This window comes from Arthrobacter alpinus, from assembly GCF_900105965.1.
In the GTDB taxonomy this organism is placed as follows: Bacteria; Actinomycetota; Actinomycetes; order Actinomycetales; family Micrococcaceae; genus Specibacter; species Specibacter alpinus.
Map to the genome: position 1 here is coordinate 3,596,191 of NZ_FNTV01000001.1, position 23,758 is coordinate 3,619,948.

A 23,758-nucleotide genomic window follows, 5' to 3' on the forward strand; every position below is an offset into this window, starting at 1 on the left:
GGCTTAGAGGAACCGGTCCAAAAGGCTGGCCTCGGCAATGCGCGAGAGTCCTTCGCGGACGTTGCGCGCACGCAGCTCGCCAATGCCGTCAACCACCATGAGCTCATCGATCGTGGCAGCCATGAGGTTCTGCAACCCACCAAAGTGGTCAACAAGCCGCCCCGCCACGGCTCCGGGGATGGCCTTCAGGCCGGAAACCAGACGGTAACCGCGCGGCTGAATGATGTTGTCGAGGGTGTCGTTGCCGCTGCCCAGGCCAACCACACTGGCAATCAGGCTTAGATCAATCAGGTCCGCCTGGTCGATCTCCTGCAGGGCGGTGACGGCCGCATCCACGTCAGTGGTTTCCGGATCCGTGTAATCGCGGATCACGGTGTCTGCGCCGGAACCGCGCGTGGTGGAGAGCTCTTCGAGCTGCAGCGAGAGTAGCCGGCCATCAACGCCGAGTTCCAAAACGTACTGGGCGATTTCCTCGGAAATACGGCGCACCATCTCATGGCGCTGCAAGGTGACGGCCACATCGCGCACCGTGACCATGGCCTCGATTTCAAGTGCCGAGAGCGAGCTGGTCACTTGATCGAGGCGGGCGCGGTAGCGTTCCAACGTGGCCAGGGCCTGGTTGGCCCGGGCCAAAACCTTCTCGGAACCTTCCAAGACGTAACGCAACCCATCAACGTACAGGGCAATGATCTGCATGGATTGGCTGACCGAAACCACGGGTACGCCGGTCTGGATGGCAACACGTTCTGCGGTGCGGTGGCGGGTGCCGGATTCTTGGGTTTCGATGCTGGGGTCCGGTACCAATTGGACGGCGGCGCGCAGGATCTTCGTGACGTCTTTGTCGCACACGATTGCGCCGTCCATCTTGGCCAGTTCGCGCAAGCGGGTTGGTGCAAAGTTGATGCCGATCTCAAAGCCGCCCGAGCAGAGACTTTCGATTTGTTTGTCGTAGCCAAGGACAATTAGCGCACCGGTGCGCCCTCGAAGGATTCGTTCCAGCCCGTCGCGCAGCGGCGTTCCCGGCGCGACACGGGCAAGAGTGGCTTTGAGGGCCTCTTCGGGGCTGCGAAGCATGGGCAGTTCCTTCTTTTCAAGCGCGGGAATCCGCGCAAGTCACAATGCCCATGATAGTGGGAACTTCGCACTGATACCGGCCTGAAAGGCCATGGAACAGGGGGATCTTGATCGATCTGTGTCCTTTTGGACAGGCCACCACCTGCTAGAGGCGCGGCTCCGGGGAGCCGTGAAGGATTAGCTCGGTGGCTTCAGCAATGTGCTCGATCTGTTTGACCGTGAAATTCGGCGGAATTTCCCCGGGCCCGTTTGGGCTTCGCGGCACCAGGGCATGGGTGAACCCCAAGCGGCTGGCCTCATGAATTCGCTGGTTGATGCCCGGCACGGGACGGACCTCCCCGGCAAGACCAACCTCGCCAAAGGCAACCATCTTGGCATGCACAACCTTGTTGGTTTTGGCAGAAACAATAGACAAGGCCACGGCCAGATCCATGGCCGGTTCGCTCAGCCGGGCGCCGCCAACAGTTGCCACATAGCTGTCATCGGCATCCAGGCGCAGCCCGGCCCTCTGCTGCAGGACTGCCAGCAGCATGCCAATTCGGGTGGAATCCAAGCCGCTGACCGTGCGCCGTGGCGATGAGCCCATGGCCGGCGTCAGCAGGGCCTGAACCTCGGCCAGCAGTGGACGGCGCCCCTCCATGGTTACCGTAATGCAGGTTCCGGATACGGGTTGGGAGGTGCGGGAGGTAAACAGGCCACTGGGGTCGGCAAGTCCCTCAATGCCGTCGTCGGTCAGGTCAAAGCAGCCCACCTCGTCGGTTTGCCCGTACCTGTTCTTAACTGCGCGCAGGAGGCGCAGGCGGGAGTGCCGTTCGCCGTCGAACTGGCAGACAACATCCACCAGATGTTCCAGCAGGCGCGGCCCGGCAATTGAGCCGTCCTTGGTCACATGCCCCACCAGCAGGGTCGTCATGTTCAGGCGTTTGGCGGCGGCGATGAGCGAGGCCGCAACCTCGCGCACCTGCGACACTCCGCCGGCAGCGCCGTCGACCATGGCACTGCTGAAGGTCTGTACCGAGTCCACGATCAACAGGGCCGGCTGCACGGCTTCGACCTGGCCAAGGGCCGTGCCAAGATCCGTTTCGGCCCCCAAGTACAGGGTGTCGGCGACGGCGCCAATCCGTTCAGCCCGCAATTTCACCTGGGCTGCGGATTCCTCACCCGTCAGGTACAGGACCTTCTGCGGCGCCTGGCCATGATCATTGCGGGCAAACTTTGCGGCAACGTCCAATAGCAGCGTAGATTTGCCGACGCCGGGTTCCCCCGCCAGCAGGATCACGGCGCCTGGGACCATGCCGCCGCCCAGAACACGGTCCAGTTCCGGCACGCCCGTGAGGTTGTGGGCGGCCTTCGAGGCGTCCACTTCGGAGATCAGCTGGGCAGGGCGAACCACGCTGGTGGCGGCCGTGGTTCGCACAACCACAGTGCCAATCTCCTCCAGAGTGCCCCACGCCTGGCATTCGCCGCAGCGCCCCACCCATTTGACGGCAGTCCAACCGCACTCGGTGCAGCGGAAGTTTTGCCCGGTGTTGGTCTTTGCGCTCTTTGTTGCCATGGCCCAAGCCTATCGCCGGGGTCTGACACTCCCATCACGGCCGGGCCCCGTCGCTTCTCTCAGCCCGGGGTCAGTACGCAGAATTCATTGCCTTCCGGGTCGGCGAGGGCCGTCCACGGCACCTCGCCCTGGCACACATCGGCAGGCGTCGCACCAAGATCCATCAGATGCGCCAGCAGCTCTGTGTGGTGGGCGGCCGAGGTGGTCGCGAGATCCAGGTGGGCGCGGTTGTTCACGGTCTCGGGGTCCGGGACGGAAACCAGGTCGATGCAAACCGACGTGGGGCCGGCCAGGTGAAACCCGGTGGTTCCAGGTTGGTGACTCCGGGGCCCTCGCTGGAGACGCCCCACCCAAGGGCGTCCGCCCAAAACTGGCCCAGCGCTGCGTCATTGCAGGCCTTGAAGTTCACTTGGACAAGTCGCAGTGTCATGCCGCCAGATCCTATACCTTGGCCAGGCTGGGTACCGCGCTGCAGCTAGAGCGTTGGCAGCAGCGCCCTGGCTTCGTCTGGATCCATATTGGCCGCTTCCAACAGATCCACCATGAGGGTTCGCAAGAGCAGGACCACCGTTTCGCCTTCCATGCGTGTGATCTCCAGGTCGCTGGGGTGGAGGCGGACAGCGATGTCGGCCAGGGAGTCGCGCGCGTGGCTCATGGCGGAGTGTGCCTTGGCCCCGGAGATGGCTGCGGCCAGCTCATCAACGGCCGACGCCGTTTGGCTCAACGCCTCAGCCAAATGCACCGTCCCCGTATCCGAGAGTGCCGCGTTGTTGATGACGCTGGCGAGCCTGCGGGCCAGAACCCTGCTGGAGCGCATGGCGTAGTCCACGCGAACCATGAGCCTTGCCATGCCCTCCACTTCCTGCAGATGTCGCCTGTACATGGGCGAGAGTCTGGCAATCTCCACAGATCCACGCAGGCCTTGGCGCATCTGGTCGATTCTCTGCTGCTGGCCGCGGGCACGCACCAATGCATGCCATGCGGTGGTGGAATCGTTGTAGGAGAGGGCCGAGGCGCAACCACGCAGCACAAGGGAGAGTTCGGACAGGACCTCCTTGAGGTCCTCCCTGGGTTCGCGGCGGGGGTCCCGGGGGATGAGGAACGTTGCGGCCAAGGCGAAACAACCACCTACGACGGCGTCAAGGCTGCGGGAGAATGGCCCTCCCTCCGGCATGGGCAGGAGCACCACCAGGAGAGACTGCAGCGCCAGCTGCGTAGTAAAGATCGCGCCACTGTCCAAGAACCGGGCCAACAAGATGGAGAGAAAGACCACTAGGGCGGCCTGCCAGATTCCGGAGCCGAGCCAATGGAGCAACATGTCGCCAACGGCAATGCCAATGGTGCAGCCAACACCTACTTCAAGGACACGGCGCAGGCGGGGGTCGCGGGAGAAACCCAATGCGACAATGGCACTCGTGGCGGCGAACAAGGGCCCCTTGTGGCCCAGCACCATCTCGGCGAAGTAATACGCACCTACCGCGCAAACTGCAATGAGAAGGGCGTGGAACACAGAGTTGGCGCTACGGCGCAGCCCCAAGCGGGCACGCCGCTTAAGGAACAAAAATGTGGCGGCGGCCCGGGCGGGCCCTGCCTGCACAGGCTCTGGCATGAAAACCAGTCTATGCGCGAAGAGCGGCTTCCCCGCACGTGCCAGGTGCAGGGAAGCCGCTCTGGGAAAAGCGCAAGGGGGTACTCGGCCTAGCTAATTAGTCGAGGTCCTCGTTCAAGCGGGCCAACAGATCCGCGAAGCGGCGAACCTCGGTGAGCTCCCACCGGGAGAGCCTGTCGAACAAATGCTGACGGGCACCTTCCTGTGTTGAGTTGTAGCGCTCGTGCGCCTCAGGAGTCAACGCCACAATCATGGCCCGGCCGTCAGTGGGGTCAACGGTCCGCGAAATCAGGCCGAGTTCCTCGAGTTGCTTCAGGAGGCGGCTGACCACGGCTTTGTCAGTGTCGAGCTGCTGCGCCAGCGTTATCTGCTGCATGGAACCGCAGCGTGAGAGCAGCATCATCGCCGAAAAGCCCATGGGCTTCAGGTCAGGATGGATGGTTGCTGCCCGGACTGCGATGCTTTTCCGGGCCCGGACGAGCATCGTTCCGATCTGCTGCTGGGCGTTTTTGATGGCCTCGGCCATGTCTGCCTCATCCATGGGACCCTGCGGGGGCAGGGGGGACATACTCACCTGCGCGCCGCAAGCTCGTCGGCGCCCGGGGTGATGGCCCCGGATGCTTCGCTGACGTCAAGGAGGATATGCTCGGCCTCTTCAAGCGGGGAACCGTCGCTGCTGGCTTCGGAATCGCTCTTTGCCCGCTGGTCACGGGTTTGATTGCTCAGTTCAAGATTCGGCAGGAAGATGACGGCCAGAATCGTCAGGATGCTCAGCGGTGCGGCGATGAAGAAGACGTGGGCCACGGCGTCGCCATAGGCTGACTCGATAATCACGCGAACGGACTCGGGCAGGGTGTGAATTGAAGGGATGTTGCCGCTGGCCAGGGCCCCGCCAATTTCCTTGCCTTTCTCACCAAGTGCGCCAAGTGCGGCCTGCATTTCGGCGGCCTTGCTGCCCATGAGATCAACAACTTTCGTCGCCATGATGGCGCCCAAAACCGAGACGCCGATAGTGCCGCCCAAGGAGCGGAAGAAGGCGATGCCCGAGCTGGCCACACCGATTTCGGCCGGGGTGACCGCGTTCTGAACAATCAGGACCAGGTTCTGCATGACCATACCCAGACCGGCGCCCAGGATAAACATGTACAGCGAAACCAGAACGAAGTTGGAATCGTAGTGAATGGTGCCCAAGAGGAACAGACCAACCAGCTGCAGAACGGAGCCGGTCACCATGATCGCCTTCCACTTGCCGTGCTTGGAAATGAGCGCACCGGCAACGGTGGAGACGATCAGCAGGCCGGCCATCATGGGGATGGTCATGAGGCCCGACTGGGTTGCGTTGGCTCCACGTGCCAGCTGCATGTACTGCGCCAGGAACACGGAAGTGCCGAACATTGAGACACCCACGGAAATGGAGGCAATCACGGACAGCGTGAACGTGGAGTTCTTGAACATGGTCAGCGGGATGATGGGCTCGGAAGCCTTGAATTCCACAACGATGAAGGAAACAAGGGCAACTACGGCGCCGCCCACCATCCACACCGAAGCCATGGAGGCCCAATCAAACTGGTGGCCAGCCAATGAAACCCAGATCAGCAACAGGGAGACGCCCGCCGAGAGCAGCACGATTCCTGCGTAATCGATGGTGACCTTGCGCTTGGCCTGCACAGGCAAGTGCAGGGTCTTCTGGATCAAGATGATGGCAACCACGGCGAACGGCAGGGCTACAAAGAAGTTCCAGCGCCAGTTGATGGCATCGGTGATGAAACCACCAACCAGCGGTCCGCCCACGGTGCCCACGGCCATGACGGCGCCGAAAAGACCCATGTATTTGCCGCGCTCGCGGGGGAGATGATGTCAGCCATGACAATCTGGCTCAGAGCGGTCAAGCCGCCGGCACCTAGACCCTGGAAGACACGCATCGTGATCAGCATTGTGGTGTCTTGCGAGAAGCCCGCAATGGCCGAGGCAATCACGAAGATCAGCAGGGAGAGCTGCAGCAGCACCTTGCGGTTTGAAAGGTCCGCAAGCTTGCCCCAGATGGGGGTGGAAATTGTGGTGGCCAGCAAGGTGGCGGTGACCACCCAGGTGTAGGCCGTCTGATCGCCGTGGAGGTCAGAGAGGATCACGGGAAGCGAAGTGGAAACCACCGTGCCTGCCAGGATCGAGACGAACATGCCCATCAGGAGGCCGGTGAGCGATTGCATCACCTGGCGGTGGGTCATGCCCGAATCGGACAGCGCGGGGGCTGCCTTCGGGGTGGTTGATTTCTGGGACAAAAGGACTCCAAGGACGTGGCTCAAGTTGGTTGATTATTGTCAACTATATTCAGTTAGTTGATCTAAGGCAACCAATTTATTGTGTGACGTACGTCAAATTGCGGCCGGAACCTGCCATGGTGGTGGCCAATGGTGCCCCAGAAGCGGTTGGAATGTGACTGGCGTCGCCCTTAATTTCAAAGAATCCCCGCAGCGTTAACCTTCTGTTCACCTAGTTCGGGGCGTTGCTTCACCTGTGCCTCCTACGCTCAAGGAGTAAGAAATCCTTAGACACCCATCGAAGAGGTAAATAGCGTGAAGGCACTTCACATTGGCCGCGTGGCAGCAGTTCTCACCGTCGGCGCGTTGGCACTGACAGCTTGTGGCACCGACAACGTAGTGTCCACCGGCAACGGCGGAACTTCGGCAGCAAGTAACGGCGCTGCCGTAACCGGCACCTTGACCGGCACCGGCGCCAGCTCAATCTCTGCAGCCATGGACGCCTGGAAGGCCGGATTCGAGTCCGCCAACTCCGGCGCCAAGATCCAGTACTCTCCGGAAGGCTCCGGAGCAGGCCGCAAGGCCCTCATTGCAGGTGCTGTTCAGTTCGCCGGCTCTGATGCGTTCCTCAAGGACGAAGAGCTGGTTTCGGCTCAGGAAAAGTGCGGCCCCGCGGGCGCCATCAACATCCCCTGGTACATCTCACCGATCGCTGTTGCGTTCAACGTTGAGGGAGTCAAGGACCTCAAGCTCGACGCCGACACCATCGCCAAGATCTTCCGCGGCGACATCAAGAACTGGAACGACGCAGCCATCAAGGCAGCCAACCCGGATGCAACCTTGCCGGATCTGGCCATCACGCCCGTTCACCGCTCGGACAACTCCGGCACCACTGAAAACTTCACAGACTACCTGGCTGCAGCAGCCTCAACCGTGTGGACCGACAAGAAGTCAGGCGACTGGCCCACCGCACTGCCCGGCGAGAACGCCAAGGGAACCTCCGGCGTCGTCAAGACCATCACCGAAACCCCCGGCGCCATCACTTACGCCGATGACTCAGCCATCACCGATGCACTGGGCAAGGTTGAGCTGAAGGTTGGCGATAGCTACGTCCCCGTTACGGCAGAAGCAGCAGCCAAGGCCGTCGACGCGGCAACCGTTGTCGAAGGGCGCGCCGCTAACGATCTCTCCTTGAAGCTGGATCGCAAGACCACCGTGGCTGGCGCCTACCCCGCCGTCTTGGTCTCGTACGGCGTCTTCTGCGCAAGCTACCCTGACGCAGCCACGGCAGATCTGGTCAAGGCATTCGGCACCTTCGTTCTGAGCGAAGACGGCCAGAAGCAGGCCGCGGATGCCGCCAAGAGCGCACCGCTGTCAACCGAATTGGCTGCCAAGGCCAAGACGGCGCTTGACTCCATCACGGTCGCTGCAAAGTAAGCGCCTCAAAGTAAGCGTCAGTAGAAAGTACTAGATTGTCCACCACAAAGCTCGTACCCAAAGCGGGAGCTGGGCAAGCCGCGTCAGGTCGCATCGGAGACAAAGTCTTCTCCGGTGCGGCCTTGACCGCCGGTGCGCTGATTGTTGCCGTGCTGTTTGCCGTGGCCCTGTTCCTGATTGTTCAGGCCCTGCCAACCTTTGGCGCGGCACCCGCCGACATCACCGGGGGTGAGGGGTTCTTCTCCTACATCTTCCCGATCGTCATTGGCACGCTCATTGCAGCCACCATCGCCTTGCTCATCGCCACGCCGATTGGTGTGGCCGTGGCCTTGTTCATCTCCCACTATGCCCCCCGCAGCCTTGCTCGCGGACTCGGCTATGTGGTGGACCTTCTGGCAGCCATTCCTTCAGTTGTCTACGGAGCCTGGGGCGCAAGCTTCCTGGCCTCGAACCTGAAGGTTTCCTACCAGTGGCTCGCCGACAACCTCGGCTGGATCCCCATCTTTGGTGGCCCCGCCTCCGGTACCGGCAAGACCATTCTGACGGCCGGCATTGTCCTGGCCGTCATGGTGCTGCCCATCATCGCCTCACTTACTCGTGAGATTTTCCTGCAGGCACCCATGCTGCACCAAGAAGCGGCGTTGGCGTTGGGAGCCACCCGGTGGGAAATGATCCGTATGGCTGTTCTGCCCTTTGCCCGCGGCGGCATCATCAGCGCCGTCATGTTGGGACTGGGCCGCGCACTCGGTGAGACCATGGCCGTGGCGCTTGTTCTCTCCTCTGGACCGTTGATCGCCTCCTTGATCCGTTCCGGCAACCAAACCATTGCCGCAGAAATTGCCCTTGACTTCCCCGAAGCCTTCGGCCTGCGCATGCACGAACTCATTGCCGCCGGCCTGGTGCTGTTCCTCATCACGCTTGCTGTCAACATGGTGGCCCGCTGGATCATCAACCGCCACAAAGAATTCTCGGGAGCCAACTAATGGCCACGCTCATGACTGAACGCAAGCGCTCCGCCCTGACCCGCGGCCGCCTCCCGCGCTACACCCCGTACGTGATCGCCGTTGCCGCCATTATTGTGGCCGCCGCTCTTATGTCGCTGATCGGCTTCAACGTCTTTGGCTGGGCCCTGCTCTCCGCAGTCTTGTTCGCCGTTGGAAACGTCACGGCAGCCGCCGTCGTCGAGGGCCGCCGCAAAGCAACTGACAAGCTGGCCACCTCGCTCGTGTACGGTGCCTTCCTCGTGGCGCTGCTCCCGCTGGTCTCCGTTATCTGGACGGTGCTGGTCAACGGTGTTCCCGGACTGATGGCCCCAGGCTTCCTGACCACCTCCATGAACGGTGTGACAGGCGCCGTGGACAACGCAGCCGTGAAGGATGGGACTCCCGTGGTTGGCGGCGTCTACCACGCACTGGTGGGCTCCGTGCTGATTACCCTGTGGGCAACCATCATCTCGGTTCCCGTGGGACTGCTGACCGCCATCTACCTGGTGGAATACAGCGCCGGAAACCGTTTCTCCAAGGTCATCACGTTCCTCGTGGATGTCATGACAGGCATTCCCTCCATTGTGGCCGGCCTCTTCGCAGCAGCCTTCTTCGCCATGATCCTGGGGCCAGGCACCAAAACGGGCTTTGTGGCCGCCGTGGCGCTGTCCGTACTCATGATCCCTGTGGTGGTTCGCTCCAGCGAGGAAATGCTAAAGATTGTGCCCAACGAACTGCGTGAGGCTGCATACGCCCTCGGTGTTCGCAAGTGGCGCACCATCGTCAAGGTGGTCATACCCACGGCTATCTCCGGTATTGCCTCCGGTGTCACCCTGGCCATTGCCCGTGTCATCGGGGAGACAGCCCCACTGCTGGTCACTGCCGGATTCGCAACCACTATCAACATGAATGTTTTTGCCGGGTGGATGTCTTCCCTGCCCACGTTCATCTACACCCAGATCATGACGCCCACGTCACCGTCCAACCCGGATCCTTCAACCCAGCGTGCCTGGGCTGCGGCGTTGCTCTTGATCATCCTCGTCATGCTTCTGAACCTCGGTGCCCGCCTGGTGGCCCGCATCTTCGCGCCGAAAACCGGCCGCTAAATTCTTGTGAAAAAGGAACTCTAGTTATGTCCAAACGTATCGATGTCAGTGACTTGAATGTTTACTACGGCGATTTCCTCGCCGTGGAAGACGTCAACATCAACCTTGACGCCAAGTCCGTAACGGCCTTTATCGGCCCGTCCGGCTGTGGCAAGTCCACCTTTCTGCGCACCCTGAACCGCATGCACGAGGTCATCCCCGGCGCCCGCGTCGAAGGAAAGGTCCTGCTCGACGGCGACAACCTCTATGCCGACGGCGTGGACCCCGTGACCGTGCGCAGCCAGATCGGCATGGTCTTCCAGCGTCCCAACCCGTTCCCCACCATGAGCATCCGCGACAACGTGCTGGCCGGTGTAAAGCTCAACAGCCGCCGGATGCCCAAGTCCGACGCCGATGCTTTGGTGGAGAAGTCGCTGCAGGGCGCCAACCTCTGGAACGAGGTCAAGGACCGCCTCGAGAAGCCCGGCTCCGGCCTCTCCGGCGGGCAGCAGCAGCGCCTGTGCATCGCTCGCGCCATTGCAGTCTCACCCGATGTGATCCTGATGGACGAGCCCTGCTCCGCCCTTGACCCCATCTCCACGCTGGCCATTGAGGACCTCATCAATGAGCTCAAGGACGAGTACACGGTAGTGATCGTTACGCACAACATGCAGCAGGCTGCGCGCGTCTCCGACAAGACCGCGTTCTTCAACATTGCCGGCACCGGCAAGCCCGGCAAGCTCATTGAGTTTGCCGACACCACCACCATCTTCAACAACCCCGCCGAAAAGTCCACCGAAGACTACGTCTCCGGTCGCTTCGGATAGCAGCCCCGCTCTTCCAGGAATGACCCCGATTCCGCTCTCTGACACCGATATCCCGGTATCCGAAAGCGAAATCGGGGTCATTTTTCGTGGAGGGCCTAGGTCAGCGGTGACAGGGCTAGAAAGAACACTGCGCCCAGCAGCACGCAGGCCAAGGGGGTAGCGAGCCAGGCGACTGCTATGCGGGCCAGGATCCGGCCATTGGTGGCTGTGAAGCGCTGGTTGGCCCCAGCCCCGACAATCGCCGCCGTGACGGTGTGTGTGGTGGACAGCGGCATGTGCAGCCCGATGGCGCCAACGAACAAAAGCCCGGCGGCCACAATTTGCGCCACAAAGCCGCGCATGGGATCCAGCCGGACCAGCCGGTGCCCCAGCGTATAAGAGATCCTCCAGCCGCCAAAGAGGGTTCCGACGGTGAGCATCCCCGCCGTGAAGATCGGCAACCACACCGGGATGCTGCCGGCCCCGCTGGCACCGGCCGCCACCAATGCCAACAAGACAACCGCCGTGGTGCGCTGACCGTCCTGCAAACCGTGCCCAAAGGCCACGGCGGCACCGGCCACCGCCTGCAGTTGCCGTGTGCGCCGATTGACCTGACTGGGTGCCGTGTATCGCGCCATCCAAGAGGTGGGGTAAACGGCCACGAATCCCAGCACAAACGCCACAAGGGGGGACACGAGCATCGGCAGCAGGACAAGCGTCAGGAGTGTCGTATTGATGCCATCCAGCGGCGGATGGCCAATGGCGGCCGATCCCATGGAAGCGCCCACCAGGGCGCTGATGAGGGCGTGCGTGGAGGACGAAGGGAAACCACGCCACCACAAGTAGATGCCCCACAGGCTGGCCGCGATGAGCCCGGCCAACAGCAACACCAGGCCGTTTCGCCCCGGAGGCATGGTGAAAAGCTTGTCCGCAAACGTCGCGGCCAACACCGCGCTGGCGAGTGCGCCAAGGCAGTTGAAAACTCCCGCCAGGATGATGGCGATTGAAGGGGTCAGGGCCCGGTTTCGAACCGAAAGTGCGACGGCGGTGGAGGCATCTCGGAAGCCGTTGAGGAAGGCGAAAATCGCCGCCGTGACGATCACGGCCATTAGAAGGGCGGTGACCAAGGCTTAAGATTCCTTGACGATGATGCTGCCAACATGTGTGGCTACGGCCCTCATTTGCCGGCTTGCAAAGACTAGTTGGTCCGCCAGTGCCCGGTACTTGACGAACGTTGTGGGGCTGTGGGCGTCAAGCAGTTCTGTCACTACCACCCTGTGGGTGTGGTCGGCCCGCTTGGCCAGCCGCAAGATCTCCAGCCAATAGTCTTCCAGGCTGTCCAAATCGTTGAGCGACTTCATGGCGGTGACTGTCAGTTCGGCCTGCCGGGAAAGAATTTCCAGCTGATCGCTGACCCGGGCGGGAATGCGGTCCAGGCTATACAACTCAATGGCTTCCCCTGCACCCGTGAGTATTTCGCTGGTCTCATTGAGCAGCTGGCCCAATGCATAGAGGTCTTCTCGGGGCAGGGGATTGATGAAACTGGTCCGCATTCCGGTTAAGAGTGTGGCGAAATCTGAGGATGAGGCGGCTTCGTGCTGGCGCAGGGATTCGGCGAGCGATGCAAAGTCACCGCGGGCGGCCCCGAGAAGCTCGGCCAAGGTCTGGGTCCCGGCGGTGACGTGTGTGGCCATGCTAGCCAGTGCCTGAAGTCCGGCAGTCTCCTGTGGGAAAAGTCGAAGCTTCATTCTGAGGCCTTAGTGTTAGCGGATCGGGTCGGCAAATCCGTTGTATTCAGGACATAAAAGTGGTGTCGAACCGGGAGCGCCTCTCGGCACTGGGCCGCTCAAAGCGGCTATAAAATGGAGCCCGGGGGTTCCACGGTTCGACACCGCTTTCAGTCTGATACGTCTTGGCCCGAGTGTCAACTGGGACCTGTGGATTAGTCCAGTTCGCCCTTGCGCCAAGACTTGGCTGCACCCTCGAGATCCTCGGCCGTTCGCACCAATTGATGGGCTTTGTTGGTCAACTTAGTGGAGTGCTCGGGGTGAGCAGCCTCACGCTCGGTGGCCAGCGTTGCCTGCCCCAGGGCAATCACTCGGCAGAACGCTGCCGAGCGTTCCAGCGCAACGTCAAAGTCGCCGTCGAACGCGCCGGACAGGATGGCGTTGGCCATGACCGTGATCTCCTCAGCGCCCGGGGGTTCGGCAACTCCGGCCACGGCATTGGCCACCTGGGCCTTCTGCTGTCCGGCACGGAAGAAGACGCTGATGCCTTCAGGATCCTGCAGTGTGGCGGCACGGAGGGCGTACAGGCGCCACAGGGCGCCAGGTAGCGATCGGGCAGGGCTGGCCGCCCACATCTCTGCGATCGCCTCGAGGCCTTGTTTATCCGCAAGCTTCACCAGCCGTTTGGTGACCTCCGGGTCTGTGCTGGCGCGGCCGCTGTGGACCAGTGCGTGAGCTGCGAGGTGGGCCGCCTCGGAAACGCGTGCCGGATCGGTGCCGCCTGCATACGGCTCAAAGTCGACGGGTGCAAACGGTACGGGCTTGTGCGGCCGGGGAACGTTGGTGGCTGCTCGATCATTCATGACATGACACTACCCCCGCCGCCCGGGTGTGGTCGAGGGAGGCGGGCGGTTGCTGTGCAAATCAACCATGCGATTGCATTCTGGTCCGTGGCGTGCGGTAGTCTGATACGCGTCAACTTTTGCAAAGATGGATTCATCTTCGTATCGGTTGTCGTTAGGTCGGGCCTTTAGCTCAGTTGGTAGAGCATCGGACTTTTAATCCGTGGGTCGCGGGTTCGAGCCCCGCAGGGCCCACCGACTTCTTGAAAATGCCGCCGTTGGCGCCGCATGTCACCGTGTAAACCGTGGCAAGAGGCGCCAACGGCGGCATTTTTGCGTTTGTCACCGGCCGCAATCCGGGCGGCCATCAACGGATCAAGATGGCAAGATGGTTCTATGACAATAATTGCCCCTGCACTTGCCCTGACCATCGCCGGATCTGAAGCGACAGGCGGTGCCGGCGCCCAAGCCGACTTGAAAACGTTCCAGGAATTGGGCGTCTTTGGCATTGTGAACCTCACCTGCATTGTTTCTTTTGACCCGAAGGACACCTGGAACCACCGCTTTGTGCCGGTTGACCAGCAGGTCATTGCAGACCAGTTGGAAGCGACGACGGCGGCTTATGGTTCCGCTTCCGGCGCACCGACCGTTCTTGAGACTGTGAAGATCGGCATGCTGGGCAGCCCGGCCACAATCACCACGGTGGAAACCGCCCTCAAGGCCGGTGGATTCAAGAATGTTGTGTTGGATCCCGTCCTGATCTGCAAGGGCCAGGAGCCTGGCCACGCACTGGATACGGATCAGGCGCTCAAGGCTCAGATCCTTCCGCTGGCCACGTTTGTTACCCCGAACCATTTCGAGGCCGAGTCCCTTTCGGGCCTGACCATCAACAATGTTGCCGACCTTAAGGCTGCTGCCCGCAAGATCCACGAAATCAGCGGGGCCGCAGTCCTGGCCAAGGGCGGCGTGCGTCTGGAAGGCTCGGAGGCCGTGGACGTGTTCTTTGACGGCGAAACGCTTGAAGTTCTCTCTGCTCCCAAGGTTGGCGAAGTCGCCGTGTCCGGTGCCGGCTGCTCCCTGGCCGCTGCCGTGACTGCAGAACTAGCCAAGGGCGCAACACCCCTCGAGGCAGCCCGCACGGCCAAGACCTTTGTGACCGAGGGGATCAAAAACAGGGTCACCTCCGGCGCTCCGTTCACAGCCTTGTGGCAGGGTGGCGCGCGCGCCTAACTGCTGACACGGCGGCGCGGGCACAGTGCCACCACCATGCACCTGGTTATGGGTGCGTGGCACTGTTGCCAGCGCCGCGCTGGTGTGCCAAGCTCGCTTTATGAGCGCCAACGAAGCCCAAGAGTCCGATCCCTTCGACGCCTCCGTCCGGATGACCCGTAACGATTCCCGGCATCGCTACGAGCTCTTTGAACATGAGGAACTGGCCGTGATCAGTACGTTCAAGGATCTCCCTGGCCACATTGATTTTGAGCACACCATTAGTCAGCCCGGTTTTGAAGGGCGCGGTCTGGCAAAAATTCTTGCCCGCTATGCCCTCGACGATGTTGTTGCCTCCGGCAAGCGTGTCATCCCGCACTGCCCATATATTTCGCGGTTCATTGCGAAGCACCCGGACCTTTACAACCAGTACACAGACTTCCCTGAGGGCCCCTAAATGGAACGTCCAACCGCATTGGTCACGGGAGCCACCTCCGGCATTGGCGCCGAGTTTGCGCAGCAGCTGGGACGCTCGCAACACGATCTCATCCTCGTTGCCCGGGATGTTGTGCGGTTGGAGGCAAAGGCCGTGAGACTACGGACCGAATACGGCGTTAATGTGGAGGTTCTGCCTGCAGACTTGGTGACGGACCATGGCGTCGCCTCCGTCTGCGCCCGGCTGGCAGACTCCGCAAAACCGGTCTCCATGCTGGTAAATAATGCAGGTTTTAGCTTGGTGAATGCTTTCGAGCGGAACACCATTGATGAAGAATCGGCGCACCTGCGCATTTTGGCCCAGACTCCCATGGAGCTAGCGCATGCAGTTCTTCCGGGAATGCTGGAACGCGGCACCGGAAGCATTATCAATGTGGCCAGTGTTTCGGCGTTCATTCCCCGCGGAACATACGGGGCTGCGAAGTCATGGCTGGTCAGCTTTAGCCGTTTTGCCAACCTTAGGTATGGGCCAAAGGGAGTGAGGGTAACGGCTGTATGTCCGGGATTCGTGCACACCGAGTTCCATGAACGCATGGGGGCCAATATGCGCGGAGTGCGCCCATGGATGTGGCTCGATGCCGGGCGGGTAGTACGTGTTGGCTTGGCCGCCAACATGGCAGGTAAAGCCGTGAGCATCCCCTCGCGCCGCTATGCCACGCTCATGGCGCTGAACCGGTTGTTGCCGGACCGGCTTGCGGCCGCGGCAGGTAACCGCGGCCGCTGAAATCTGCCATAAGCGAGGCAATGTTACCGTGGATCAGCCATCTGACTCGGGCCGACCAACAGTGACTGGAATGCCTGCACCGGGGGTAGCAGGCTCATAGGAATCGTCAAAGGGCATGTGGTCCATGTCCAGCAACGGGTTGTCATCCTGGGTAGCCACCAATTCCTGTGCCTCCTCGAGCGTTGCCACACTCGGCATGGACCCTGGCAGCGGTTTCTGTGCAGATTCCCGCAGGAAGTAGATGGCAACCGCGCCAATCGCGGAGGTCAACATCAGGTAATACGCGGGCATCATGTCGTTGCCGGTCATGGTGATCAGGCCCTGGATGATGAACGGGGCGGTGCCGCCAAAGATCGCCACGGCAAAGTTGTAGGAGATCCCCATACCGCCGTATCGGCTGGACGTCGGGAACAACGCCGGCAGTGCCGAGGCCAAGTTTGCCACGTAGAACGTGACGGGGAAGGCGATCAGGGCCAGGCCCAGCAGGGTGGTCCAAACAGGACCAACGCCAATTAGGAGGAAGGCGGGGACGGCGAGCACCACTGTGCTGATCGCCCCGACCCACAGAACGGGGCGGCGGCCCACCCTGTCGGAAAGACGCCCCGTAAGCGGAATGCACAGGGCCATGGCGACCAGAATGGGAATGGTCAGCAGGGTTCCGTGGACGGGGTCATAACCCTTTGAATCCGTCAGGTACGTGGGCATGTAGGAGGTCAGCGCGTAACCTACGGTATTGGCAGCGGCCACCAGCACCATGGCCAGCACCACCTGACGCCAGTAAACCTTGACCAAGCGGACGGGGCCGCTTGACGTGGCTTCGTCGCTGGCGGCGGCGGATTTGGCGTTCTCCTCGTTGGCGTCCAAAGTTGCCTGGAACTGGGGAGACTCCTCGATCTTCATGCGGAAGTACACGGCGATGAGCCCGAGGGGGCCCGCAATCAAGAAGGGCAGGCGCCAGCCCCACTGCTCCATGGCTTCTTGGCCGAGCGTTAGCTGCAGCACCGAGACCAGCGCGGCACCGATGGCGAATCCCATGTAGCTGCCGAGGTCCAAAATGCTGGCAAAGAATCCGCGCCGGTTGTCCGGCGCATACTCGCTGACAAAGGTGGTTGCACCGGCGTACTCACCGCCGGTGGAGAAGCCCTGAACAAGCTTCAGCAGGACCAACAGCACGGCGGCCCAGATGCCGATCTGGGCATATCCGGGCAGCAGCCCAACGGCGAACGTTGAGGCAGCCATGACGATGAGTGTGGCGGCGAGTACTTTCTGCCGCCCAATCTTGTCACCGAGCCAGCCAAACACGACTCCGCCGAGTGGGCGGGCCAGGAAGGTGGCGGCAAATGTACCGAGCAGGAAGAGCGTTTGTACCGAGGGGTCTGAATCCGGCAAAAATACCGGTCCCATGGTGCCGATCAGGTATCCGAAGACACCTACGTCGTACCATTCCATGGTGTTTCCGACGACGGTTCCGCCGAGGGCTTTTTTGAGCATGGGTGCATCAACAACATTTACGTCGTCAACGCCCAGGCGGCGTTTCTTAAGTTTGGGCAGCCGGGGCTTTTTGAGCTTAGGCTGCGATCGATCTGCGGTGTCCTTAACACCTGAATCCGGTTGAGTCATGCTTCGGTCTGTGGGCATTTGTTCATCTCCTTAAGGAGGTCATTTGCTTGCGACTTTCTGCTGCATCGCTACGGGCAGACCTTAAATTCTAGCAGATGGGTCATTGTGGACCCTGGGGAGGGTTTCTGTCAACCATGCAAAAACCCCGTGTTGAAAGCTCTAAACGGGCTTCTACACGGGGTTTCTGAGGGGGCGAAATTAGGCGTCGTGGTTTGTCTCCAAGATGCGAACCAAGGCCTCAAGACCTTCGGTGGCAGAGTCATCCTCGGTGCGCAAAACAACGGCTTCGCCGAACTCGATGCCCAGGCTCATCAGGGCCAGCATGCTGTCCGCGTCGACGGCCTCATCGAGGACTTCGCCAACGCGTGCGATGGTCACTTCCACACCAAGATCGCCTGCGGCCTCGGCGAAGATGGCGGCGGGGCGGGCGTGCAGCCCAACGGTGCTGGCAATGGTGGCGGTGCGTTCAATCATGAAATGCTCCAGATCTTTGTTTGATAGTCAGGGGTTTGGTGGTCGAACTTGGTGAAATCTTGGACTCGCCAACCGTGACCACCGCGGGTTTGTTCGCCCGCAGGGGCAGGAACTACAGGCCGAGTTCGGCCAAGGCAGGCAGCCCGGCGCGCACAAGCTCGCGGGCTTCGGAAGCGGAGGCTGCACCAACCGCGAGGTACGCCAACTGGCGGGACTGCTCCATGGTGACGGTGCGCAGGACCGCTGCAACGGCCGGAAGCGCCCGCGGTGTCATGGACAGCGAGGACACACCCAGACCGGCAAGCACCACGGCGAGAGCCGGGTCAGCGGCCGCCTCACCGCACACACCCACCGGCTTGGGCGGGGAATCCTCAAGGCCCCGCGACACCGAATGCTTGGCTTGTGCAACAGCACCCTCAACGGTGGCCAAAATCAGGGCCAGCACGGCAGGCTGCCAGGGATCGTTGAGCGCAGCAAGCGTGCCAAGCTGTCTGTCGGCAGCCATGGCGTACTGGGTCAGGTCGTTGGTCCCCAAACTGGCGAATTCCACACGGTCCAGCAAATGTCGGGACGTCAGCGCGGCCGAGGGCACCTCCACCATGACACCGGGAGTGTTCAGGCCCGCGGTGGCGCACAGGGCGGCAAAATCGGCGGCTTCGGCTGGCGTGGAAATCATGGGTGCCATGACCCAGACATGGGCTTGCGACTGTGCCGCGGCATCGGCAATGGCAGCTAGCTGGCGGGCCAGCACACCCGGAGTTGAGGTGTCGGTGCGGTAGCCTCGAACGCCCAGTGCCGGGTTTGGTTCGGTGCTGTCGGTCAAAAATGGCAGGGGCTTGTCCGCCCCGGCGTCGAGGGTGCGAACAACAACTTTCTTCCCGCCGAAAGCATCGAAGACGCCCTTGTAGGCGGCCACCTGATCCTCGTGGCTGGGTTCGGTGCTGTGGCCGAGGAAGCAGAATTCGGTGCGCAGTAGTCCAACACCTTCGGCGTTTGCCGCGGCAGCCTCCTGCGCATCCTTGGCTCCGCCGACATTGGCCAACAGGGCCAATCCGGTGCCGTCTGCCAGCTGTCCCTGACCATCAAAGACATCCAGCAGTGAGGCCTTCTCCAGCCACACGGCCACTGCCGCACGCTCGGCGTCACCCGGGTCCGTGCTGACAATTCCGGCTGACCCGTCAACGAACACGTCCGCGCCTTCTTCAAGTGCAGCTACTCCGGCGGCCGCAACCACGGCCGGGAGCCCCAAACTTCGGGCAATGATGGCGGTGTGCGACTGCGGTCCGCCACCCGCCGTGACTAGAGCAACAACCTTTGTCGGGTCAAGCGTCGCCGTGTCTGCGGGAGCAAGGTCGTCGGCAACCAGGATGAAAGGAACGGGGGAGTCCGGGATTTCCGGTGCCGGGACCCCGCGCAAAGCCGCCACGATGCGTGAACGCACATCAAGGACGTCGTGGGAGCGTTCAGCCATGTAACCGCCCAAGCTAATGAGCATGGCCGCCACGGTGTCGCCGGCATCCCAAATGGCCCGTTCTGCGGAGCTGCCCTTGTTGATGAGCTTGATGGCGGCCTTGATGAGCATCGGGTCGGTGGCCATCAAGGCTGTCGCCTCAAGGACTGCCTTGCCATCGCCCGTGGCGCGGGAGGCCCGCTCCGTCAGGGCGGCCTTAACCGTTGCCCCGGCTTCCTTGAGGCTGGCAGCGGCCGTCTCGGCCGACGTCGAACTATCCAATGCTTCACCCGCCGGTGGCGCAGTCAATGCGGCGGGCATGTGCCTGACGGGGCCAATGACACGGCCACGGAAGACGCCGACTCCAACAAAGCTTTGCACGGTTGCTCCTTCGAAAAACATGTCAGGTACTAGTTGGCCGCGGTTACAGGCTGTGCTGCTGCAAGAGTATCAACGGGCTTGCGAACAGCCCAGCGTTTCAGAGCCACAACTGCCAATCCGGCCACGATCGTGCCAACCACGATGGACAGGGCGAACATGCCCAGGTTGCCGATCGCGAAGAACACGAAGAACCCGCCGTGGGGTGCCTGTGAGGTGACATGGAATGCCATGGTCATGGCGCCGGTGACGGCACCGCCAAGCATGGAGGCGGGGATGACGCGCAGGGGATCGGCCGCGGCGAACGGGATGGCACCCTCAGAGATGAAGGAGGCGCCGAGCAGCCAAGCGGCCTTGCCGTTCTCACGCTCTGCAAGTGAGAAGCGCTTCTTGTCCAGCACGGTGGCAAGAGCCATTGCCAGTGGCGGAACCATGCCCGCTGCCATGACCGTGGCCATGATTTCCCACGGTGCCTGGTTGGCGAGGCTGCCTGCGCCCAGACCTGCAACAGCAAATGCGTAAGCAACCTTGTTGACCGGGCCACCCAAATCGAAGCACATCATGAGTCCCAAGATGATGCCCAGGACCACGGCGGAGGCGCCGGACATGCCCGTCAGCCAGTTGTTCAAGGCAACGGTAAGCGCCGCGATAGGTGCACCAAGGAACAGCAACATGGCGCCGGAGGCGATGATTGAACCAAGTAGCGGGATGATGACCACGGGCATGAGGCCCCGCAGCCAGCGAGGGACACTCCACGTGCCGATCCAGTACGCGGCAAGACCGGCCAAAATACCGCCCACCAGACCACCAAGGAAGCCCGCATCCATGAACACGGCAAGGGCGCCGGCCGTGAAGCCGGGTGCAATACCAGGTCGGTCAGCAATACCGAAAGCAATGTAGCCAGCAAGCGCCGGGACCAGGAAGCCCATTGAGAGGCCACCGATCTTGAACGCGACGGCACCCAGATATGCTCCCAGCGGTCCCAAGGCCTGGGCAGGGTAGTCCGTGGGCAGGTTGGCAAGGCTGTTGGAGGTGAGGATCTTGTCCGCAAAGTCGGGAATCTGGAAGCCGCCCAGTAGGAAGCCCAGCGCAATCAAGAGACCTCCACCGGCCACGAACGGGATCATGTAGCTGACACCGGTCAGCAAGACCTTCTTAATCTTGGAGCCCAGGCTTTCGCCAGAGGCGGCGGCCTTCTGCTCGGCAGTCTCTTCTGCGCCGAAGTGAGGCACGCGGCGCGCATTCGGGTTGTCAGAGGCAGCCACGGCCTCCTGGATCATCTTGGCCGGCTCGTCAATGCCGCGCTTGACCGGAGAGCTCACCAGCGGCTTGCCGGCAAAACGCTCCTTGCCACGAACATCCACATCCACGGCAAAGATCACGGCATCGGCAGCGGCAATCACGGCCGGGTCCAGTGGCGTCACAGCCCCTGAGCCCTGCGTCTCGACCTGTAGGTCAACGCCAGCTTCCTGTGCGGCCAGCACCAAGGAGTCCGCTGCCATGTAAGTGTGTGCAATACCTGTCGGGCATGCAGTCACAGCAACAATCCGCTTCTGGCGCGTTGTGGATGCCTGCGAGGCCGGACTGGCTTCACCGGCAATGGGCCCCCCGCCCGCTTCGCGGACGCCCGAAGCCGCTCCCGGGGCCCCATTGCCGGCTTCGCCAGCCGCGGCAGTCGCTGTTGTGACTGCCGGCTTCGGCTTGTCCTTGAGCGCCTCTGCCACGAGGGCGACGATGTCGGCAGGGGTTGCTGCTGCGCGCAGGGCTGCCGTGAAGTCCTTCTTGATGAGGGAACGGGCCAGCTTGGACAGCAACTTCAGGTGTTCGTTGTCGGCACCAGCCGGGGCTGCAATGAAGAAGACGATGTCTGCCGGGCCGTCTTTGGCGCCGAAGTCAACGGCCGGGTTCAAGCGGGCCATGGCCAGGGTGGGCTCAAGAACAGCCTCGGAACGGCAATGCGGAATGGCAATGCCACCGGGGACGCCTGTGGCGGTCTTTTGTTCGCGGGCCAGGGCGTCGGCGAACAGGCCCGCAACTTCGGAGGCCCGCCCGGTCTTAGCCACAAGCTCGGCTAGGTTGCGGATGACGCTGGTGGTGTCCGTGCCGAGATTGGCATCTAGGAGCACCAGATCGGTGTTGATAAGAGTGGTCATGAGAGTTTCTCTTCGGCTTCAGGCCAGTACCGTCACGTTGACGGCCTTGGGGTTGGTTTCTTCAACGGACGGAACCAGGGTTCCGGGGAGGGAAGCTGCGGCCGCCCCATGGGCCACTGCTTGCTGCAAGCAGGCCTGCGCGGAATCGCCGCGTAGAGTGCTCAACAGATATCCGGCCAGTGCGGAATCGCCCGCGCCGACTGTGCTTTTTGCCTCGATTGCCGGGCCATTGCCGTGCCAGCTACCATCCCTGGTGACCAGCACGGCACCCTTGGAGCCAAGCGTTGCAAGAACTGCGCCAACGCCCTGGTGAACCAAGGCGGATGCCGTGGCGGCAGCCAGGGCCGGATGTGATTCGAGGTCCTGGCCGTTGGTGGCGCCTGTCAGCTCGGCAAGTTCTTCACCATTGGGTTTGATCAGATCCGGAGCCGAACTTAGGCACTCGCGCAGAGGTGCACCGGAGGAATCCACGGCAATTTTTGGGGCCTTCGCGCCGTAGGCGCCACGCACGGAATCGATCACGTGGGCGTAAAAATCATTGGGCACGCCGGGCGGCAGGGAACCGGCCAGAACCAGCCAGGAAGCGCCGTCGGACTTCTCAACCGTTAGAGCCAACAACGCGGCAACCTGTTCCGGAGTGAGGGTGGGGCCGGGCTCATTGACCTTGGTGGTGGTGCCGTCGGGCTCGGTGATGGCAACGTTGCTGCGCAGGGCAGCGCCGATGGGCAGGCTCTGGTGCGGGATGTTCTCCACGCAGAGGGCGCGAACCAGGGCGTCATCGGCGTCGCCGGGAAGCAGCGCCAGTGACTGGATGCCGGAGGCAGACAGGGCCCGGACAATGTTTACGCCCTTGCCGCCCGGATGCTGGGAAGACGCCGTTGCGCGCTGAACCTCGCCGCGCTCAAGGACTCCTGCGAGCTCAATGGTGCGGTCAAGGCTCGGATTGGGGGTCAGTGTCAGAATCATGCCACCACCACCTCAACACCCGCGGCGGACAACGCGGCGGCAAGTTCGGTGGATGGTGCGGAGGTGGTGATCAAGGTGTCGATCTCCTCAAGGGTTGCAAAACGGACAAGAGTTTCGGTGCCGAGCTTTGATGCATCAGCGAGAACAACAACCTGACGAGCGGCGCGGACCATGGCGGTCTTTGTTGCCGCCTCAACGGGATCCGGTGTGCTCAAACCGAAATCGGGGTGGATGCCGTTGGCGCCAATGAAGGCGATGTCGGGGCGAAGGGCGCCGAGCTGCTCCGTGGCGCGGGCGCCAACAACGGCGCTGGTCAGGCCGCGGACGCGGCCGCCAACAATGTCCAACAGCAAATGTTTGTTTGTGCTTAGCGACGCCGCGGTGGGCAGTGAATTGGTGATGACGAGCAGTTCATCGCCAGAGTTTGCCGGGGTCCAACCTGCTAGGAGTTCGGCCAGTGCTGCCGTGGTGGTTCCGGAGTCGAGCAGTATCGAGGCCGTAGGGGCGTTGGGAACCAAGGCAATTGCGGCGGCGGCAATGCGCTGCTTCTCATCCAAGCGTTGGCTTTGGCGTTCGCTCAGGCTCAGCTCCGAACGGGTGAGCCGGTCTGTGCCAACTGCACCGCCGTGAACCCGGCGCAGCTGGTTGGAGTCCTCGAGGGCTGCCAGATCGCGGCGGACGGTTTCCTGGGTGACGGAGAAGAGTTCGGCCAAGTCATTGACGCTGACGCGCCCCTGGGCGTTGACGAGTTCTGCAATTCGTCGGTACCGTTCCTCGGCAAACATAGCGGTCCTTCCGCAGCGACTCTGATGCGTGACGGGTGTCACAAGATGTTGATTTGAATGACTCTATCTGTGTTTATCTTTGTTTGTCAACGCAATTCCCACATAAACACAGATTTGGCTTGCGTGGC

Annotated in this window: 21 protein-coding genes, 1 tRNA gene and 1 pseudogene; 8 read left to right on the forward strand and 15 right to left on the reverse strand. The window is 61.9% G+C overall.

Features of this window, described 5'->3' with window-relative positions:
* Positions 1-3: 3 nt before the first annotated feature.
* The 6 genes and pseudogenes from disA to BLV41_RS16440 all read right to left on the reverse strand — a co-directional run bounded on the left by disA (position 4) and on the right by BLV41_RS16440 (position 6,463).
* On the reverse strand, positions 4-1,074 hold the full coding sequence (disA, locus tag BLV41_RS16415; protein WP_074712528.1) for a DNA integrity scanning diadenylate cyclase DisA: 1,071 nt from the start codon (positions 1,072-1,074) through the stop codon (positions 4-6).
* A gap of 145 nt (positions 1,075-1,219) precedes the next feature.
* Positions 1,220-2,629 (reverse strand): DNA repair protein RadA, encoded by a 1,410-nt coding sequence (radA, locus tag BLV41_RS16420; protein ID WP_074712529.1) that lies wholly within the window; start codon positions 2,627-2,629, stop codon positions 1,220-1,222.
* Positions 2,630-2,688: 59 nt separating this feature from the next.
* Positions 2,689-2,979, reverse strand: coding sequence for a VOC family protein (locus BLV41_RS16425; protein ID WP_244516949.1), 291 nt, complete (start codon positions 2,977-2,979; stop codon positions 2,689-2,691).
* Positions 2,980-3,104: 125 nt separating this feature from the next.
* A complete protein-coding gene (locus BLV41_RS16430; RefSeq protein WP_044579811.1) occupies positions 3,105-4,238 on the reverse strand; it encodes an FUSC family protein in 1,134 nt (377 codons plus the stop codon).
* A gap of 97 nt (positions 4,239-4,335) precedes the next feature.
* Complete coding sequence (locus BLV41_RS16435; protein ID WP_083360840.1) at positions 4,336-4,806, reverse strand: MarR family winged helix-turn-helix transcriptional regulator; 471 nt, start codon at positions 4,804-4,806, stop codon at positions 4,336-4,338.
* Positions 4,807-4,808: 2 nt separating this feature from the next.
* Positions 4,809-6,463, reverse strand: a pseudogene (locus tag BLV41_RS16440) (MDR family MFS transporter).
* 348 nt (positions 6,464-6,811) lie between these two features.
* Between BLV41_RS16440 and pstS the strand changes: the two are divergent.
* Genes pstS through pstB form a run of 4 tightly spaced genes read left to right on the forward strand, consistent with a single transcriptional unit; the run spans position 6,812 to position 10,828 of the window.
* Positions 6,812-7,933, forward strand: coding sequence for a phosphate ABC transporter substrate-binding protein PstS (gene pstS / locus BLV41_RS16445; RefSeq protein WP_074712531.1), 1,122 nt, complete (start codon positions 6,812-6,814; stop codon positions 7,931-7,933).
* Between the two features lie 35 nt (positions 7,934-7,968).
* On the forward strand, positions 7,969-8,916 hold the full coding sequence (pstC, locus tag BLV41_RS16450; protein WP_074712532.1) for a phosphate ABC transporter permease subunit PstC: 948 nt from the start codon (positions 7,969-7,971) through the stop codon (positions 8,914-8,916).
* An 11-nt stretch (positions 8,917-8,927) separates the two neighbouring features.
* Entirely contained in the window at positions 8,928-10,022 is a 1,095-nt protein-coding gene (gene pstA / locus BLV41_RS16455) for a phosphate ABC transporter permease PstA (RefSeq protein WP_244516950.1), read from the forward strand.
* A 26-nt stretch (positions 10,023-10,048) separates the two neighbouring features.
* Entirely contained in the window at positions 10,049-10,828 is a 780-nt protein-coding gene (gene pstB / locus BLV41_RS16460; RefSeq protein WP_044579821.1) for a phosphate ABC transporter ATP-binding protein PstB, read from the forward strand.
* Positions 10,829-10,923: 95 nt separating this feature from the next.
* On the opposite strand, the gene BLV41_RS16465 is transcribed toward pstB, so the two are convergent.
* The 3 genes from BLV41_RS16465 to BLV41_RS16475 form a co-directional block, all read right to left on the reverse strand.
* Positions 10,924-11,934 carry an inorganic phosphate transporter gene (locus tag BLV41_RS16465; RefSeq protein ID WP_139244355.1) on the reverse strand — a complete coding sequence of 337 codons (1,011 nt, stop codon included), beginning with the start codon at positions 11,932-11,934 and terminating at the stop codon, positions 10,924-10,926.
* Positions 11,935-11,937: 3 nt separating this feature from the next.
* Entirely contained in the window at positions 11,938-12,501 is a 564-nt protein-coding gene (locus BLV41_RS16470; protein WP_244516951.1) for a DUF47 domain-containing protein, read from the reverse strand.
* A 248-nt stretch (positions 12,502-12,749) separates the two neighbouring features.
* The gene (locus BLV41_RS16475; protein WP_074712537.1) at positions 12,750-13,397 is read right to left on the reverse strand and encodes a hypothetical protein; all 648 of its coding nucleotides are present in this window, start codon (positions 13,395-13,397) and stop codon (positions 12,750-12,752) included.
* Between the two features lie 161 nt (positions 13,398-13,558).
* Here BLV41_RS16475 and BLV41_RS16480 point away from each other — a divergent pair.
* From BLV41_RS16480 to BLV41_RS16495, 4 genes are all read left to right on the forward strand, one after another.
* A tRNA-Lys gene (locus BLV41_RS16480) sits at positions 13,559-13,631 on the forward strand.
* A 141-nt stretch (positions 13,632-13,772) separates the two neighbouring features.
* Complete coding sequence (locus BLV41_RS16485; RefSeq protein WP_074712539.1) at positions 13,773-14,606, forward strand: hydroxymethylpyrimidine/phosphomethylpyrimidine kinase; 834 nt, start codon at positions 13,773-13,775, stop codon at positions 14,604-14,606.
* Positions 14,607-14,706: 100 nt separating this feature from the next.
* Positions 14,707-15,042 carry a GNAT family N-acetyltransferase gene (locus tag BLV41_RS16490; RefSeq protein ID WP_044579935.1) on the forward strand — a complete coding sequence of 112 codons (336 nt, stop codon included), beginning with the start codon at positions 14,707-14,709 and terminating at the stop codon, positions 15,040-15,042.
* Positions 15,043-15,804, forward strand: a complete 762-nt coding sequence (locus BLV41_RS16495) for an SDR family NAD(P)-dependent oxidoreductase (protein WP_074712541.1) — start codon at positions 15,043-15,045, stop codon at positions 15,802-15,804.
* 33 nt (positions 15,805-15,837) lie between these two features.
* Here BLV41_RS16495 and BLV41_RS16500 read toward each other — a convergent pair whose 3' ends face one another.
* The 6 genes from BLV41_RS16500 to BLV41_RS16525 form a co-directional block, all read right to left on the reverse strand.
* Positions 15,838-17,442: an MFS transporter gene (locus BLV41_RS16500; protein ID WP_074712543.1), complete on the reverse strand. Its 1,605-nt coding sequence runs from the start codon at positions 17,440-17,442 to the stop codon at positions 15,838-15,840.
* Positions 17,443-17,622: 180 nt separating this feature from the next.
* A complete protein-coding gene (locus tag BLV41_RS16505) occupies positions 17,623-17,898 on the reverse strand; it encodes an HPr family phosphocarrier protein (protein ID WP_074712545.1) in 276 nt (91 codons plus the stop codon).
* A 112-nt stretch (positions 17,899-18,010) separates the two neighbouring features.
* Positions 18,011-19,729, reverse strand: a complete 1,719-nt coding sequence (locus BLV41_RS16510) for a putative PEP-binding protein (protein ID WP_074712546.1) — start codon at positions 19,727-19,729, stop codon at positions 18,011-18,013.
* Positions 19,730-19,758: 29 nt separating this feature from the next.
* The gene (locus tag BLV41_RS16515) at positions 19,759-21,879 is read right to left on the reverse strand and encodes a PTS fructose transporter subunit IIABC (protein ID WP_074712548.1); all 2,121 of its coding nucleotides are present in this window, start codon (positions 21,877-21,879) and stop codon (positions 19,759-19,761) included.
* 18 nt (positions 21,880-21,897) lie between these two features.
* Positions 21,898-22,845: a 1-phosphofructokinase family hexose kinase gene (locus BLV41_RS16520; protein WP_074712550.1), complete on the reverse strand. Its 948-nt coding sequence runs from the start codon at positions 22,843-22,845 to the stop codon at positions 21,898-21,900.
* Entirely contained in the window at positions 22,842-23,630 is a 789-nt protein-coding gene (locus BLV41_RS16525; protein ID WP_074712552.1) for a DeoR/GlpR family DNA-binding transcription regulator, read from the reverse strand. The genes BLV41_RS16520 and BLV41_RS16525 overlap by 4 nt, the downstream gene beginning before the upstream one ends.
* Positions 23,631-23,758: the final 128 nt, after the last annotated feature.